Source organism: Bacillus sp. JCM 19034 (assembly GCF_001310635.1).
Classification (GTDB): domain Bacteria; phylum Bacillota; class Bacilli; order Bacillales; family Bacillaceae_D; genus Halalkalibacter.
Genome location: NZ_BAXR01000010.1, coordinates 14,393 through 31,081 on the forward strand (window position 1 = coordinate 14,393; position 16,689 = coordinate 31,081).

A 16,689-nucleotide genomic window follows, 5' to 3' on the forward strand; every position below is an offset into this window, starting at 1 on the left:
ATTGATGAAGATTATTAAACCAACGATTGATTTGACACAAGTTAACGCTTTAGCTCTTGCTTATATGGGAGATAGCGTACTAGATATGTATGTGCGCTACTTCCTTATTGCAAAGGGCAGGGTTCGACCGCATCAACTGCACGTTGAAGCAACTAAATATGTGTCAGCTAAGGCACAGGCGAATATTGTACGCTATCTTCTTGATGAGCAAATTTTAAATGAACAAGAAATAGCATTATTTAAAAGGGGACGAAACGCTAAATCTGGAACGATACCTAAAAATACTGATTTACAGACATATCGTTATTCGACAGGTTTCGAAGCAGTCCTCGGATTTTTGTATTTCCAGGGGAATAATGAACGTTTAGATGAAATTATGACAAAAGCCGTCAACTTTATTGAGAATGAAATGAAAGGAGGCTAAGTGATGAGTCAGGAATTTATTTATGGGAAAAACCCCGTAATAGAGGCATTGAAATCTGGACATGCCATTAATAAAATTTGGATCGCAGAAGGCTCTCAAAAGGGGCAAATGACAAAGATTATACAATTAGCAAAAGAAAATGGAATCTTGATTCAAAATGCACCGAAGAGGAAATTGGATCAACTTGTGCAAATCGACCAGCATCAGGGGGTTGTCGCATCTATAGCGGCATATGAGTATGCTTCAATTGATGATTTATTTGCTCTAGCAGAAGAAAAAGAAGAAGAGCCATTCTTTCTAATATTAGATGAGGTAGAAGATCCTCATAATCTTGGTTCGATTATGCGAACTGCCGATGCAGTCGGAGCACATGGTATTATTATCCCAAAGAGAAGAGCGGTTGGTTTAACTCAAACCGTTGCGAAAGCTTCTACCGGAGCCATTGAGTATGTCCCTGTAGTAAGGGTAACGAATATTGCCCGGACAATGGAAGAATTAAAGAAGCGTGGACTATGGTTTATTGGAACAGACGCTAAAGGCAAAGAGGATTATCGACAAGCAACTTATGATATGGCAATTGGTTTAGTGATAGGAAGTGAAGGAAAGGGAATTAGTAGGCTCGTACAAGAAAAATGTGATTTTCTTGTACAGATTCCGATGGTTGGACGTGTCACGTCACTTAATGCGTCGGTGGCTGCAAGTTTATTAATGTATGAAGTATATCGTAATCGCTCCAAGCTAGGAAGTACGTGATCACATGAAGGATATTTTATTAGTTGATGGGTACAACATGATTGGTGCATGGCCTGAATTACGTGATTTAAAAGAGAAAGATTTCGAGTTGGCTCGTGATCGGCTTATTGAGATGATGGCTGAATATCAAGCATTTACTGGCTTTAAAGTGTATGTCATTTTTGATGCACATAGGGTAGAGGGAATAGGAAAAACCTATCATAATTATCGTGTTGATGTCATCTATACGAAGAAAAATGAAACGGCTGATGAACGTATTGAAAAACTCGTTCATCAGTTAAAACGGATCGATAGAAGAATACATGTTGCAACATCAGATTTTATCGAGCAATCTCTGATCTTTGGAAGTGGGGCATTGAGAAAGTCTGCACGTGAGCTCCTCATTGAAATTGAGTCAACTGAAAAAGGAATCGACAAAGAGGTACAAAAAAACGCAAAAAAAACAACATTCGACAAGTTTGCAAATAAAAGATGAAGTTTTGGAAATTTTTGAAAAATGGCGTCGAGAGCGTTAATCAATGGTTGACCGACTGGAAATATGTCCTATATAATGTTAATAAAATTTCAATCAGAGCTGAAGTCGGAGGGGTTTTTAGTGGAAATGAGCCTTCAAAGAACAGACGTAACGCCTATTTATGACAAGATTGATGATGATGCTTTAGTTTTATATGTTCGAAATGGTGATACAGTAGCATTAGAATATTTAATCGATAAGTACAAAAATTTTGTTCGAGCAAAGGCAAGGTCATATTTCCTTATCGGTGCGGATCATGAGGATATTGTTCAAGAAGGAATGATCGGTCTCTATAAGGCTGTCAGAGATTTCAATGGGGACAAGCTATCTTCTTTTAAAGCGTTTGCAGAGTTATGTATTACAAGGCAAATTATTACAGCAATTAAAACAGCTACACGTCAGAAGCATATACCGTTGAATTCATACGTGTCATTAGACAAGCCTCTTTATGACGAAGAATCAGACCGTACGTTATTAGATGTTATATGTGGAACGAGGGTTACTGATCCTGAGGAGCTATTAATTAATCAAGAAGAATTTCAAGATATTGAATTGAAAATGAGTGAATTATTGAGTGATTTAGAAAGACAAGTTCTAATGCTCTATTTAGATGGGCGAACGTATCAAGAAATTTCTGTTGATTTAAATAGACATGTAAAATCAATTGATAATGCACTGCAGCGAGTGAAGAGGAAGCTTGAGCGTTATGTAGAATTAAGAGGAGTTTCTCTAGCTTAATTAAGATGTGTTAGAGTTGCTGCTTGTTGCGAAAAAGCGATGAATGGAACCATTGCCAATGGAGTTTCATCATATCTTACGTAGAATGTTATAACGAGAAAAGTTAAGGGAGTGGTTCCTGTTGATTCATCAAACCATTACGATTGAAACAGAGCATTCAGCAGTCTCTTTGTATACATATTTATTACACCAATCAGCTGAGATTGATCCTGAAAGAAAGCGGCCAATTGTGATCATTTGTCCTGGTGGTGGTTATGAACGGACATCCGATCGTGAGGCCGAGCCTGTTGCGATTCAATTTAACGCGATGGGATTTCATGCTTGTGTGTTAAGATACAGTGTTAAGCCTGCATTCTTTCCTATTGCATTAATTGAATTAGCTAAATCAGTTGCACTTATTAGAGAAAGAGCTACAGAATGGAATGTCGACCTTCTAAAATTATTGTTGTTGGCTTTTCTGCGGGAGGCCATTTAGCTGCAAGTTTAGGTGTATTTTGGGCTAAGCCTTTTCTAGCTGAACAGGTAGGGTTACCTTCAGAGCAATTGCAGCCGAACGGGCTACTATTAAGCTATCCTGTTATTACTTCAGGAAACTATGCCCATAAAGGCTCTTTTAAAGCCTTATTAGGCGATAAACATAAAGAACTGTTGGAACAGGTTTCGTTAGAAAAGCATGTTTCAGAACAGACGCCAGCTACATTTCTGTGGCATACATATACTGATGAAGCTGTTCCAGTGCAAAATAGCTTTATGTTCGCTCAAGCGTTACTTGAGAACCGAATTCCGCTTGAAATGCACATTTATCCAAAGGGGATACATGGTCTATCCCTTGGAACAGAGGAAACGAAAGCATATAATAATCAGGCGACCATTCAACCAGAAGTTACAAATTGGGTTAAAATGGCCGGTGCTTGGATCAAAGGTCTTTAATATTTCAAGAGCTAGACATAGTTATTTTAGGGAGTGCACATTGATTGTGTAGCTCCCTACTTTTATTTAATTACCTACAAATATCGAAATTGACATAATTGGAGGATTATAATAGAATGAAATAGTATGTACGTGTTAGAAGGTGATGGTGCAAAGTGCGAACAAAGGTTGTACTAGCTTGCGAGAATTGTCATTCTAGAAATTACTCAACACAAAAGAATACGCAAAATAAACCAAACCGCATTGAGACGAGGAAGTTCTGTAAGACTTGTCAAGAGCACACCCTTCATCGTGAAACGAAATAATGGAGCGGTTCTTTTTTGTGAGCGGAAATGATTGATCCTAAGTAAACGGACAAGCTGTTTTACTTGGCTGAATAGATTATGGCTCATTTGTCTATATTGAATTGTGCTGGAGGTGTCTGTCATGGCTGACGGAGAAAAGAAAGGAATTGGCAATTTTTTTAGAGGTGTTGCAGCGGAAATGAAGCGTGTTTCTTGGCCTTCTCGGAAAGAATTAACACGCTACACATTGGTTGTAATCGGTACAGTGATCTTTATTTCTATATATTTCTTTGTAGTAGATTTAGGGATTTCTGAATTAGTTCGCCTCCTACTCGGTTAATGTTGGTTGATTTTGGTGAAACTGCTAAATAGAGAGGAGGGAAGGACAGAAGTGTCCGACTGACAGTGGAGAAAAATTGGTATGTAGTACATACGTACTCAGGCTATGAAAACAAAGTAAAAACAAACTTAGAAAAGCGTGTCGAGTCAATGGAAATGGCAGACAAGATTTTTCGTGTTCTCGTTCCTGTTGAAGAGGAAACGGAAACGAAAAACGGGAAAAGTAAAACGGTTACGAAGAAAGTGTTTCCTGGTTATGTTATTGTCGAAATGATTATGACAGACGATTCTTGGTATGTCGTGCGGAACACGCCGGGTGTAACAGGATTTGTTGGTTCTTCCGGGGCTGGCTCTAAACCGACACCTCTTCTACCTGAAGAAGCTGACGTTATTTTGAAACAAATGGGTGTAGAACAGCCTAAGGTAGAGGTAGATTTTGAACTGAAAGAATCAGTTAAAGTGAAGGAAGGTCCTTTTGCGAATTTTGTTGGAGTTATTGAGGAAATTCAGGAAGAAAAGCAAAAGTTAAAAGTTCACGTGAATATGTTTGGACGTGAAACGCCAGTTGAACTCGAATTTAATCAAGTTGAAAAGATTTGAAAAATGACTTGATATCTTTCTCTGGAAGTGATAGAATCTTCATGGTTGACATTGGTTTATTACATGAGCCACCGGGTGCATGAATGCATCCGTTTTTTGAGTGGGAGGGTATAAGTACCCGATAACCACATCACGGACTAAGGAGGTGTGTCACGTGGCTAAAAAGGTAATTAAAATGGTAAAGTTACAAATTCCTGCTGGGAAAGCTAATCCAGCGCCACCAGTTGGTCCTGCATTAGGTCAAGCAGGTGTAAATATCATGGGTTTCTGTAAGGAATTTAACGCACGTACGTCAGATCAAGCAGGGCTTATTATCCCAGTTGAGATCACTGTTTTTGAAGATCGTTCGTTTACATTCATCACAAAAACTCCACCTGCAGCAGTTTTACTTAAGAAAGCTGCTGGTATTGATTCAGGTTCAGGTGAGCCGAATAAGACGAAGGTTGCTACTATTAAGCGCGATAAAGTACGCGAAATCGCTGAAACGAAGATGCCTGATTTAAACGCTGCAAATGTTGAATCTGCAATGCGTATGGTTGAAGGTACAGCACGTAGCATGGGAATTGTGATTGAAGACTAATGTAGTTTGAGATTGACAGCTGGAGGTTGCAACCTAATGGTTCGCAACCTTTCATAGTGGGAGGTAACTACCGCTAAAACCACATTTGAGGAGGAAATAAACATGGCTAAGAGAAGTAAAAAGTACACTGATGCTCTTAAGCTTGTAGATCGTGATAAGGCGTATCAAGTTGAAGAAGCAATTGAATTAGTTAAGAAAACATCTACTGCAAAGTTTGATGAAACAGTAGAAGTGGCTGTACGACTTGGGGTAGACCCGAAAAAAGCAGATCAACAAATTCGTGGGGCAGTAGTATTGCCTAATGGAACTGGTAAAACACAACGTGTATTAGTATTTGCTAAAGGTGATAAAGCGAAAGAGGCTGAAGCTGCTGGAGCGGATTTTGTTGGAGAAGAAGATCTAATCAATAAAATCAACCAAGGCTGGTTTGATTTTGATGTGATCGTAGCAACTCCTGACATGATGGCTCAAGTAGGTAAGCTTGGTCGTGTATTAGGACCTAAAGGTTTAATGCCAAACCCTAAGACAGGTACAGTAACATTTGATGTAACTAAAGCAATCGGTGAAATCAAAGCGGGGAAAGTTGAATACCGTGTTGATAAAGCTGGTAACATACATGTTCCAATTGGTAAAGTATCATTTGAGTCAGAGAAGCTTGTTGAAAACTTCCAGACGATTATTGAAACGTTAGTTAAAGCTAAGCCTGCGGCATCTAAAGGAACTTACATGAGAAATGTTGCGGTTGCTTCAACAATGGGACCTGGTGTACGTGTAAACGCGACAGCATTTGCAAAATAAATCTTGACTTCATTCATACGTGTCTGTATACTTTTAAAAGTGTCATGAAAGATACGTTAAAATTAAAAAAGTCGTACCGTAGACAGTAGGGGTGCTAAGCACTTAATCATCCTACCGAGGTAAGCAATAGATACAGGTTAAATACTGTGTTTGTGTGCCCTCATGTCTGCATGAGGGCACTTTTTATGCTTGAACGGTATAGGACAGCATAATAGGAGGTGTAAGGATGAGTGTATTAGAACAAAAGAAACAAGTTGTTTCAGATATCGCGGCAAAGCTTCGTGATAGCAAAGCGACAGTAGTCGTTGATTATCGTGGGTTAAATGTTGCAGAAGTGACAGAACTTCGTAAGCAACTTCGTGAAGCGGGAGTTGAGTTTAAAGTATATAAAAATACGTTAGCTCGACGTGCGACAGCGGAGGTTGAACTAACGGAACTTGACGAGCAATTAGTCGGTCCAACTGCGATTGCATTTGGTGCAGATGATGCGATTGCTCCTGCAAAAGTATTAAATAACTTTTCTAAAGAGCATGACGCATTAGAAATAAAAGCAGGTGTACTTGAAGGTCGAGTAGTATCTGTTGATGAGGTAAAAGCTCTTGCGGAACTTCCATCAAGAGAAGGGCTTCTTTCTATGCTTGCAAATGTTCTTCAAGCACCAGTTCGCAACTTCGCGTTGGCTACAAAAGCAGTTGCTGAGCAAAAGGAAGAGCAAGGCGCTTAATTGTATTAGGAACGTATGCATCTGTTCGATTTGAATAAAACAAAAATTAGGAGGAAATAAATCATGAGTAAAGAACAAATCATTGAAGCGATCAAAGAAATGTCAGTTTTAGAACTTAACGACTTAGTTAAAGCAATTGAAGAAGAATTTGGTGTAACAGCAGCAGCTCCTGTAGCTGTAGCAGCAGCTGGTGGCGACGCTGGTGCCGCAGAGCAAACTGAATTTGATGTTATTCTTGAATCTCCTGGTGGTTCTAAGATCAACGTTATTAAAGTTGTTCGTGAGCTTACTGGTCTTGGTCTTAAAGAAGCAAAAGCTCTAGTTGATGGTGCTCCTGCTCCAATTAAAGAGGGCGTTGCGAAAGAAGAAGCAGAAGAAGCGAAAGCTAAGCTTGAAGATGCTGGTGCTTCAGTAGAAGTTAAGTAATTTGAATGTAATAAAGAAAAGACTCGCTAATGCGGGTCTTTTTTTCAACTAAGTAGAGGCGAGGAGGCATGTACGTTGTCAGAGCATTATTATAGTGAAAAGCCTGTTGTCGAAAGTAATGTAAAAAATGGTCCGCACAATTACGAGGTAAAACGTTTTCCTTTTTGTCAGATCGTGGCGTTTTTTCGAAAGAAGGAATCGACTTTGGGAGCCGTTTACTAATAGATACAGTAACTCTTCCGTCTGTCGATGGGGATATTGTAGATGTAGGATGTGGGTACGGTCCGATTGGTCTTGCTCTTGCTACATTAAGTACAACACGAGCCATTCATATGGTTGATGTGAACGAAAGGGCACTTTTTCTTACGAAGGAGAATGCTAAAAACAACAGTATTGAAAATGTACTCGTTTACCAAAGTGATGGTCTCAAAGAAGTGACAGGTTCGTTTGCTATGGTAGTGACGAATCCACCGATACGTGCAGGGAAAAAGATCGTTCATCAAATTTTCGAACAAGCGGCTGATTTGTTAGTTGACCAAGGTGAACTATGGGTCGTTATTCAAAAGAAGCAAGGGGCACCTTCGGCAATAGAGAAGCTGCAACAACTTTTTGGTTCTGTAGATGTTGTCACAAAAAAGAAAGGTTATTTTATTTTGCAAGCAAAAAAGTTTGACCTGACTTGTCTTTTGTGATATTGTTATTTAATGCGTATAACTACCTATTTTTAGATCAAGTTTTTGATAAGAAGTCAAGACTTTTTTGTTGAATAAGCTTGGATATATGTGGTTATACTGGAGTAATCGTAGGAGAAACGTACATAGCTTGTGTACGGATTTTTGTATGAATTAATAAAAATCATTCATTTCTCTTTATGTAAGTTATGAAAGGGATATGATTGTTTTTAGATACTATAACGCCAGATTTGAGGGGTGAATCAGTTGACAGGTCAACTTGTTCAGTATGGACGCCACCGCCAGCGAAGAAGCTATGCAAGAATTAATGAAGTATTGGAGCTGCCGAATTTAATTGAGATTCAGACAGCTTCGTATCAATGGTTTCTTGATGAGGGATTAAGAGAAATGTTCCAAGATATTTCTCCTATTCAAGACTTCACAGGAAATTTAGTCCTTGAATTTATTGACTACAGTCTTGGAGAGCCGAAATATCCGGTTGATGAATCAAAGGAACGTGATGTGACGTATGCTGCACCATTACGTGTAAAGGTTCGATTAATCAATAAAGAGACTGGAGAAGTAAAGGAACAAGAAGTATTTATGGGTGACTTCCCGTTAATGACTGAAACAGGAACGTTTGTTATTAATGGAGCAGAACGTGTTATTGTTTCACAGCTTGTTCGTTCACCAAGTGTTTACTACAGTCAGAAAACGGACAAAAACGGTAAAAAAGGCTTTACAGCAACTGTCATTCCTAACCGCGGGGCGTGGTTAGAACTTGAAACAGATGCGAAGGATATCGTTTATGTCCGAATTGATCGTACGAGAAAGGTACCAGTAACGGTTCTTTTACGTGCGTTAGGTTTTGGATCTGATCAAGAGATCATTGATTTGCTAGGAGAAGATGAATACCTTCGTAATTCGTTGGAGAAAGACAATACAGATGGCACGGAAAAGGCGTTGCTAGAAATCTATGAGCGTCTACGTCCAGGAGAGCCGCCAACTGTTGAGAATGCGAAGAGTTTGCTTGATTCACGCTTTTTTGATCCTAAGAGGTATGATTTAGCAAATGTTGGTCGTTATAAAATCAACAAAAAGCTTCATATAAAAAATCGTTTATTTAATCAACGTTTAGCAGAAACGCTTATTGATCCTGAAACAGGTGAAGTAATTGTAGAAGAAGGAACGTTATTAGACCGTCGAGCTTTGGATCGAATACTGCCTTACTTAGAAAATAATGTTGGGTTCCGTCGTGTACGTGCAACTGGTGGGGTTGTAGATGATGCGGAAATTGACATTCAATCAGTTTTAATTTACTCACCGGACGATCAAGATGGTGAGAACACAATTCGTGTGATTGGTAACGGCTTAGTAGAGCGTGATGTTAAACATATAACACCTGCAGATATTATTGCCTCTATAAACTATTTCTTTAATTTGTTGCATGGTGTAGGTGATACTGATGACATTGATCATTTAGGGAACCGTCGACTACGCTCAGTAGGTGAGTTGTTGCAAAACCAATTCCGTATTGGGTTGTCGCGTATGGAACGTGTGGTTCGCGAAAGAATGTCGATTCAGGATCCAAATATGATCACACCACAAGCACTTATTAATATCAGGCCGGTCATTGCGTCGATTAAAGAGTTCTTTGGTAGTTCACAGTTATCTCAGTTCATGGATCAAACCAATCCGTTAGCCGAATTAACACATAAACGACGATTATCAGCACTAGGGCCAGGTGGATTGACACGTGAGCGTGCCGGCTTTGAGGTTCGAGACGTCCACTACTCCCACTACGGTCGTATGTGTCCAATTGAAACGCCAGAAGGTCCAAACATTGGACTTATTAACTCACTTTCATCATATGCAAAAGTAAATGAGTTTGGCTTCATGGAAACACCGTATCGTCGTGTAGATCCAGAGACAGGAAAAGTGACTGCTCAAATTGATTATTTGACTGCAGATGAAGAAGATAACTATGTTGTTGCACAAGCAAATGCCCTTTTAAATGAAGATGGCTCATTTGTGAATGATAATATTATTGCTCGTTTCCGAGGTGAAAATACAGTCGTACCTCGTGAACGTATTGACTATATGGATGTATCACCGAAGCAGGTTGTTTCTGCTGCGACTTCGTGTATTCCGTTCTTAGAAAATGACGACTCAAACCGTGCCTTGATGGGAGCAAACATGCAACGTCAAGCGGTGCCATTACTTGTGCCGGAAGCTCCTTTTGTTGGAACAGGTATGGAGCATGTATCAGCGAAAGACTCAGGTGCTGCGATTGTTTCGAAATCTAAAGGGATTGTCGAACGTGTAACGGCTAAGGAAATCTGGGTTCGTCGTTTAGAAGAAGTAGATGGTCAGGAAGTAAAAGGTGACTTAGAAAAGTATCGTTTACAAAAGTTTGTCCGTTCTAACCAAGGAACTAGCTATAATCAACGTCCGATTGTCTCTGAAGGGGATGTCGTTGAAAAACGAGAAATTTTAGCTGACGGACCTTCAATGGAAAAAGGTGAAATGGCACTAGGACGTAACGTATTAGTTGGATTTATGACTTGGGAAGGATACAACTATGAGGATGCGATTATTTTAAGTGAGCGCCTTGTGAAAGATGATGTTTATACATCCATTCATATCGAAGAATACGAATCAGAATCACGTGACACGAAGCTTGGTCCTGAGGAAATTACGCGTGATATCCCAAATGTCGGTGAGGATGCGTTGAAGAATTTGGATGAGCGTGGAATTATCCGTGTTGGGGCTGAAGTGAAAGATGGAGACATTCTCGTCGGTAAAGTAACACCTAAGGGTGTAACCGAATTAACAGCTGAGGAACGTTTATTGCATGCAATATTCGGTGAAAAGGCACGAGAAGTTCGTGACACATCTCTAAGAGCACCACACGGTGGGGACGGTATTGTATTAGATGTTAAGATCTTCAACCGTGAAGATGGCGATGAGTTACCTCCAGGTGTGAATCAGCTTGTTCGAGTTTATATTGTACAAAAGCGTAAGATTCATGAAGGAGATAAAATGGCCGGACGTCACGGTAACAAAGGGTTATTTCAAAAATTCTCCCTGAAGAGGATATGCCGTATTTACCAGATGGCACGCCGATTGATATAATGTTAAACCATTAGGGGTACCATCTCGAATGAATATCGGGCAAGTGCTTGAACTTCATTTAGGTATGGCTGCACGAAAGCTTGGTATTCATGTTGCATCTCCGGTATTTGATGGTGCTAGTGAAGATGATGTTTGGAATACGTTAGAGGAAGCAGGAATGGCACGTGACGGAAAAACGATCCTTTACGATGGTCGTACTGGTGAACCGTTTGATAATCGTGTTTCTGTTGGGGTTATGTACATGATTAAGCTTGCACATATGGTTGATGACAAGTTACATGCCCGTTCAACTGGTCCGTATTCTCTCGTTACACAGCAACCATTAGGTGGTAAAGCACAGTTTGGTGGTCAACGCTTTGGTGAGATGGAGGTTTGGGCATTAGAAGCATACGGTGCTGCTTATACCCTTCAAGAAATCTTAACTGTTAAGTCTGATGATGTAGTTGGTCGTGTGAAGACATATGAAGCGATTGTCAAAGGTGAAAATGTACCTGAACCAGGTGTTCCGGAATCGTTCAAAGTGTTAATCAAAGAGCTTCAATCATTAGGAATGGACGTTAAGATGCTTTCAAGTAACGAAGAAGAAATTGAAATGAGAGAGCTTGACGATGAAGATGATCAAGCTAGTGAAAAGCTAAACTTGAATTTTGAATCAAGCGAATCCAACGTTTAAATGATGATGTTTTTGGGGGCTAGTTTTCGACTAGTTCCCAGAACTGTCTTATTAATAATCGATTGTTTGGGCAATGAATTGATACGCAAAACCAAAAGGGAGGTTAGCCCCTTGATAGATGTAAACAACTTCGAATATATGAAAATTGGTCTTGCTTCACCTAAAAAGATCCGCTCTTGGTCAAGAGGGGAAGTTAAAAAACCTGAAACGATTAACTATCGAACGTTAAAACCAGAAAAAGACGGGCTTTTCTGTGAGCGTATCTTCGGTCCTACAAAAGACTGGGAATGTCACTGCGGAAAATATAAGCGCGTACGGTACAAAGGTGTTGTTTGTGATCGATGTGGCGTTGAAGTGACGCGTGCGAAGGTTCGCCGCGAGCGTATGGGTCATATTGAATTAGCGGCTCCTGTTTCTCATATTTGGTACTTTAAAGGTATTCCAAGTCGTATGGGATTGGTACTAGATATGTCTCCTCGTTCGTTAGAAGAGGTTATTTATTTTGCTTCATATGTTGTAACCGATCCAGGTGATACTGCTCTTGAAAAGAAACAATTGCTTTCCGAAAAGGAATATCGGACGTATCGTGATAAATACGGCCGTTCGTTCCAAGCTCAGATGGGAGCCGAAGCGATTCGTAAGCTTCTTTCTGATATTGACCTTGAAAAGGAAGTTTCTATTTTAAAAGAGGAACTTGTAACTGCTCAAGGACAACGTCGTACACGGGCGATAAAGCGATTAGAAGTGTTAGAAGCATTCCGTAACTCAGGAAATGAGCCATCATGGATGATTCTTGATGTGCTACCTGTTATTCCACCTGAATTGCGACCGATGGTTCAATTAGATGGAGGTCGTTTCGCTACTTCTGATTTGAACGATTTGTATCGTCGAGTGATCAATCGTAATAATCGTCTGAAACGTTTATTAGATTTAGGTGCACCGAATATTATCGTTCAAAACGAGAAGCGTATGTTGCAAGAAGCAGTGGATGCTTTAATTGATAATGGTCGTCGAGGCCGTCCGGTTACTGGACCAGGGAACCGTCCGCTGAAGTCCCTTTCACATATGCTAAAAGGTAAGCAAGGTCGTTTCCGTCAAAATCTACTTGGTAAACGTGTTGACTATTCTGGTCGTTCCGTTATTGTCGTTGGTCCGAACTTGAAGATGTATCAGTGTGGATTACCTAAAGAAATGGCATTAGAATTGTTTAAACCGTTTGTTATGAAGGAGTTAGTAAGCAAAGGGCTTGCACACAATATTAAGAGTGCTAAGCGAAAAGTAGAACGTGTCCATCCAGAAGTTTGGGATGTACTCGAGGAAGTCATTCGTGAACACCCTGTTTTATTAAACCGTGCACCTACGTTACACAGACTCGGTATTCAAGCTTTTGAGCCTACTTTAGTTGAAGGACGTGCAATTCGACTTCATCCGCTTGTATGTACGGCTTATAATGCCGATTTTGATGGTGACCAAATGGCTGTCCACGTACCGTTATCGGCGGAGGCTCAAGCGGAGGCTCGTATTTTAATGTTAGCTGCACAAAACATCCTTAACCCGAAGGATGGAAAGCCAGTTGTTACACCATCACAAGATATGGTATTAGGAAATTACTACTTAACGATGGAACGAAAAGGAGCAATTGGTGAAGGTGCCATCTTTAAAGATACGGATGAAGCTTTAATCGCTTATCAGAATGGATTTGTACATTTACACAGCCGTGTTGCAATTCCGGTTAAATCATTAGGTAAAACGACGTTTAGAGATGACCAATATGACAAATTGTTAGTAACAACTGTCGGAAAGCTGATCTTTAATGAAATTTTGCCAGATTCATTCCCATTCGTGAATGAAGCGACGATGACAAACCTAGAAATTGCTACACCTGATAAATATATTGTGCCAAGCACAACAGATGTGAAAAAGCATGTTGAAGAAAGCGAGCTAATTGCTCCTTTTAAGAAAGGCTTCTTAGGACACGTTATCGCAGAAGTCTTTAAGAAATTTGCAATTGCCGAAACCTCTAAGATGCTTGACCGAATGAAAGAGTTAGGATTTAAATATTCAACACGTGCTGGTATTACAGTAGGTGTGGCGGATATTGTTGTATTAGCTGAGAAGAAGGAAATTTTAGCTGAAGCAGAAACGAAAGTTGATAAAGTTCAAAAGCAATTCCGCCGTGGTTTAATTACAGAGGAAGAGCGCTATGATCGTGTCATTTCCATTTGGAGTGAAGCGAAGGATGTTATTCAAAGCAAGTTAATGGGTACATTAGACCGTAGTAATCCAATCTTTATGATGAGTGATTCAGGAGCCCGTGGTAATGCATCTAACTTTACTCAATTAGCTGGAATGCGTGGATTAATGGCGAATCCATCTGGTCGAATCATTGAATTACCGATTAAATCAAGCTTCCGCGAAGGCTTAACGGTTTTGGAATACTTTATTTCAACTCACGGTGCGCGTAAAGGTCTTGCTGATACCGCACTAAAAACAGCCGATTCAGGTTATTTAACACGTCGACTTGTTGACGTTGCTCAAGATGTTATCGTACGTTCTGATGATTGTGGTACAGACCGAGGTTTAGCTGTTAGTGCCATTAAAGAAGGTAACGAAATCATTGAGGATCTGTATGATCGTTTAGTTGGGCGTGTGGCCTTTAGGACGGTTAAGCACCCTGAAACAGGTGAAGTCTTGATCGGTAGAAATGAATTGATTCATGAGGATATCGCTAAGCAAATAGTCGAAGCTGGAATTGAACAAGTAACGATTCGTTCGGTCTTTACGTGTGATACGCGCCATGGTGTTTGTAAGAAATGTTATGGACGTAACTTAGCTACAGGTAGTGATGTAGAAGTTGGTGAAGCGGTTGGAATTATCGCAGCACAATCAATCGGAGAACCTGGAACGCAGCTTACTATGCGTACATTCCACACAGGTGGGGTAGCTGGAGATGATATTACACAAGGTCTTCCTCGTATTCAAGAATTGTTTGAAGCTCGTAACCCTAAAGGGCAAGCGGTTATCTCAGAAATTGACGGAGAAGTGATCGATGTTAAAGATGGTGATAAACGCGAGGTTGCTATTAAGAGCGAGATGGAAACGAAGAATTATGCCATTCCTTACGGTTCGCGTTTGAAAGTGTCAATCGGTGATTTAGTTAAAGCTGGAGAACCGATCACTGAAGGTTCGATCGATCCTAAAGAGCTTCTAAAGGTTAAAGGTATGAATGGTGTTCAAGAGTATTTATTAAGGGAAGTACAGAAGGTTTATCGTATGCAAGGGGTTGAAATCGGTGATAAGCACGTTGAAGTAATGGTTCGTCAAATGTTACGAAAAGTACGTGTCGTCGATGCCGGTGAAACAAACGTATTGCCTGGTTCACTAGTTGAGATCCAACAGTTTAACGATGAAAACCGCAAAGTTCTTCTCGAACGCCAACGTCCGGCAACAGGTAAACCTATACTGCTCGGTATTACAAAGGCATCTCTTGAAACAGATTCCTTCCTATCAGCAGCATCCTTCCAAGAAACGACTCGTGTCTTAACGGATGCCGCTATAAAAGGGAAACGTGATGAACTTCTTGGTCTTAAGGAAAATGTAATCATCGGTAAGCTAGTTCCTGCTGGTACTGGTATGCAACGTTATCGTCAGTTAGACATTCGTTCTAAGTACGATAAAGAACAGCCGGAAATTGTTGATGAGCACGTGGCTGAAGAAGCATTAACTCATGAATAACTTTTGAAAAAGAAAACATTGACACTTAATGTAACAAAGTGTTAATATATCAAAGTGTGCCTGAGACCCCTGTTGCTTTGGAGGATGGATTATGTCTTATGAAAAAGTTTTACAGGCTAATAACCTAATTATAGGGACTAAACAAACCCTAAAGGCGCTAGAAGATGGTATTGTTTCAGAGATTGTAATAGCAAAAGATGCTGAATACCGTGTGATCTATAAGGTTGAAGCATTGGCTAAAGAGAAAGAAGTACCATTAATATATGTCGACTCGATGAAGCGACTTGGTAAAGCTGCTAATATCGATGTTGGTGCTGCCACTGTAGCTTTAAGGAAATAAATGCGTTTTTGCCATACGGGGTTCATCCGGATGGCGAAAACTTTCCTTTTGCCTAAAGATGAACCACCAGGATCAGTGGTCTTAATTTAGTAAGAGAGAGGAGGAAATAAAATGCCTACAATTAATCAGTTAATCCGTAAAGGTCGTGTAGCTAAGACGAAGAAGTCTGATTCACCTGCACTTAACAAAGGTACAACAGCTTCAAAAAGTCACAAACGAACCTTTCTTCACCACAAAAGCGTGGTGTATGTACTCGTGTTGGTACAATGACACCGAAGAAGCCAAACTCAGCTCTTCGTAAGTATGCTCGTGTACGCTTAACGAACCAAATTGAAGTTACAGCATACATCCCAGGTATTGGACACAATCTACAAGAGCACAGTGTTGTTCTTATTCGTGGAGGACGTGTTAAGGATTTACCAGGGGTTCGTTACCACATTGTTCGTGGTGCACTAGATACTGCTGGTGTTCAAGATCGTATGCAAGGTCGCTCGAAATATGGTACGAAGCGTCCTAAGAAATAAAAAATAACAATGGAAAGGAGGGGGAACTATGCCTCGTAAAGGACCAGTCGCTCGTCGCGATGTATTACCGGATCCAATCTACAAATCTAAGCTTGTTACACGTTTAATCAACCGTATTATGGAGGATGGTAAACGTGGTAGAGCACAAACAATTCTTTATAATGCGTTTGAAATTGTAAAGGAACGTAGTGGCAATGATCCAATGGAAGTGTTTGATCAAGCATTAAAAAACATCATGCCAGTTCTTGAAGTAAAAGCTCGCCGTGTAGGTGGTGCAAACTATCAAGTACCAGTTGAGGTTAAGCCTGAACGTCGTACTACTTTAGGTCTTCGTTGGTTAGTAAACTATTCACGTCTACGTGGAGAGAAGACAATGGAAGAACGTTTAGCTTATGAAATCCTTGATGCTGCTAATAACACAGGTGCTTCTGTTAAAAAGCGTGAAGATACTCATAAGATGGCTGAAGCGAACAAAGCATTTGCTCATTATCGTTGGTAAAA

15 protein-coding genes, 4 pseudogenes and 1 other annotated feature are annotated in these 16,689 nt (G+C 40.2%); all 19 genes and pseudogenes read left to right on the forward strand.

Annotation, left to right across the window (positions count from 1 at the left end):
• Positions 1-4: 4 nt before the first annotated feature.
• Positions 5-424 carry a Mini-ribonuclease 3 gene (locus JCM19034_RS13940; protein ID WP_062050679.1) on the forward strand — a complete coding sequence of 140 codons (420 nt, stop codon included), beginning with the start codon at positions 5-7 and terminating at the stop codon, positions 422-424.
• A gap of 3 nt (positions 425-427) precedes the next feature.
• The gene (gene rlmB, locus JCM19034_RS13945; RefSeq protein ID WP_062050682.1) at positions 428-1,177 is read left to right on the forward strand and encodes a 23S rRNA (guanosine(2251)-2'-O)-methyltransferase RlmB; all 750 of its coding nucleotides are present in this window, start codon (positions 428-430) and stop codon (positions 1,175-1,177) included.
• 4 nt (positions 1,178-1,181) lie between these two features.
• Positions 1,182-1,692, forward strand: a pseudogene (locus JCM19034_RS13950) (NYN domain-containing protein).
• 86 nt (positions 1,693-1,778) lie between these two features.
• Positions 1,779-2,429, forward strand: coding sequence for an RNA polymerase sporulation sigma factor SigH (sigH, locus tag JCM19034_RS13955; protein WP_062050805.1), 651 nt, complete (start codon positions 1,779-1,781; stop codon positions 2,427-2,429).
• A 121-nt stretch (positions 2,430-2,550) separates the two neighbouring features.
• Complete coding sequence (locus JCM19034_RS22320) at positions 2,551-2,904, forward strand: alpha/beta hydrolase (RefSeq protein WP_197276411.1); 354 nt, start codon at positions 2,551-2,553, stop codon at positions 2,902-2,904.
• Positions 2,847-3,359 carry an alpha/beta hydrolase gene (locus JCM19034_RS22325; protein WP_197276412.1) on the forward strand — a complete coding sequence of 171 codons (513 nt, stop codon included), beginning with the start codon at positions 2,847-2,849 and terminating at the stop codon, positions 3,357-3,359. Before JCM19034_RS22320 ends, JCM19034_RS22325 begins: the two co-directional genes overlap by 58 nt.
• 155 nt (positions 3,360-3,514) lie before the next feature.
• Positions 3,515-3,664: a 50S ribosomal protein L33 gene (gene rpmG, locus JCM19034_RS21135; RefSeq protein ID WP_082394076.1), complete on the forward strand. Its 150-nt coding sequence runs from the start codon at positions 3,515-3,517 to the stop codon at positions 3,662-3,664.
• Between the two features lie 121 nt (positions 3,665-3,785).
• Positions 3,786-3,983 carry a preprotein translocase subunit SecE gene (gene secE, locus JCM19034_RS13965; RefSeq protein WP_062050685.1) on the forward strand — a complete coding sequence of 66 codons (198 nt, stop codon included), beginning with the start codon at positions 3,786-3,788 and terminating at the stop codon, positions 3,981-3,983.
• Between the two features lie 65 nt (positions 3,984-4,048).
• Complete coding sequence (gene nusG / locus JCM19034_RS13970; RefSeq protein WP_062050687.1) at positions 4,049-4,582, forward strand: transcription termination/antitermination protein NusG; 534 nt, start codon at positions 4,049-4,051, stop codon at positions 4,580-4,582.
• A 154-nt stretch (positions 4,583-4,736) separates the two neighbouring features.
• Positions 4,737-5,162: a 50S ribosomal protein L11 gene (gene rplK / locus JCM19034_RS13975; protein WP_062050689.1), complete on the forward strand. Its 426-nt coding sequence runs from the start codon at positions 4,737-4,739 to the stop codon at positions 5,160-5,162.
• 102 nt (positions 5,163-5,264) lie between these two features.
• A complete protein-coding gene (gene rplA, locus JCM19034_RS13980) occupies positions 5,265-5,960 on the forward strand; it encodes a 50S ribosomal protein L1 (protein WP_062050691.1) in 696 nt (231 codons plus the stop codon).
• 58 nt (positions 5,961-6,018) lie between these two features.
• Positions 6,019-6,153, forward strand: a sequence feature (ribosomal protein L10 leader region).
• Between the two features lie 33 nt (positions 6,154-6,186).
• Complete coding sequence (gene rplJ / locus JCM19034_RS13985; protein WP_062050693.1) at positions 6,187-6,684, forward strand: 50S ribosomal protein L10; 498 nt, start codon at positions 6,187-6,189, stop codon at positions 6,682-6,684.
• A gap of 63 nt (positions 6,685-6,747) precedes the next feature.
• Entirely contained in the window at positions 6,748-7,110 is a 363-nt protein-coding gene (gene rplL, locus JCM19034_RS13990) for a 50S ribosomal protein L7/L12 (RefSeq protein WP_062050695.1), read from the forward strand.
• Between the two features lie 75 nt (positions 7,111-7,185).
• Positions 7,186-7,802: pseudogene (locus tag JCM19034_RS13995) on the forward strand (class I SAM-dependent methyltransferase).
• 246 nt (positions 7,803-8,048) lie between these two features.
• Positions 8,049-11,589, forward strand: a pseudogene (gene rpoB, locus JCM19034_RS14000) (DNA-directed RNA polymerase subunit beta).
• A 111-nt stretch (positions 11,590-11,700) separates the two neighbouring features.
• Positions 11,701-15,324, forward strand: a complete 3,624-nt coding sequence (gene rpoC, locus JCM19034_RS14005) for a DNA-directed RNA polymerase subunit beta' (RefSeq protein WP_062050697.1) — start codon at positions 11,701-11,703, stop codon at positions 15,322-15,324.
• Positions 15,325-15,415: 91 nt separating this feature from the next.
• A complete protein-coding gene (locus JCM19034_RS14010) occupies positions 15,416-15,664 on the forward strand; it encodes a 50S ribosomal protein L7ae-like protein (RefSeq protein ID WP_062050699.1) in 249 nt (82 codons plus the stop codon).
• Positions 15,665-15,775: 111 nt separating this feature from the next.
• A pseudogene (gene rpsL, locus JCM19034_RS14015) lies at positions 15,776-16,188 on the forward strand (30S ribosomal protein S12).
• 28 nt (positions 16,189-16,216) lie between these two features.
• Positions 16,217-16,687: a 30S ribosomal protein S7 gene (gene rpsG, locus JCM19034_RS14020; protein ID WP_062050702.1), complete on the forward strand. Its 471-nt coding sequence runs from the start codon at positions 16,217-16,219 to the stop codon at positions 16,685-16,687.
• The last annotated feature ends 2 nt before the right edge of the window (positions 16,688-16,689 follow it).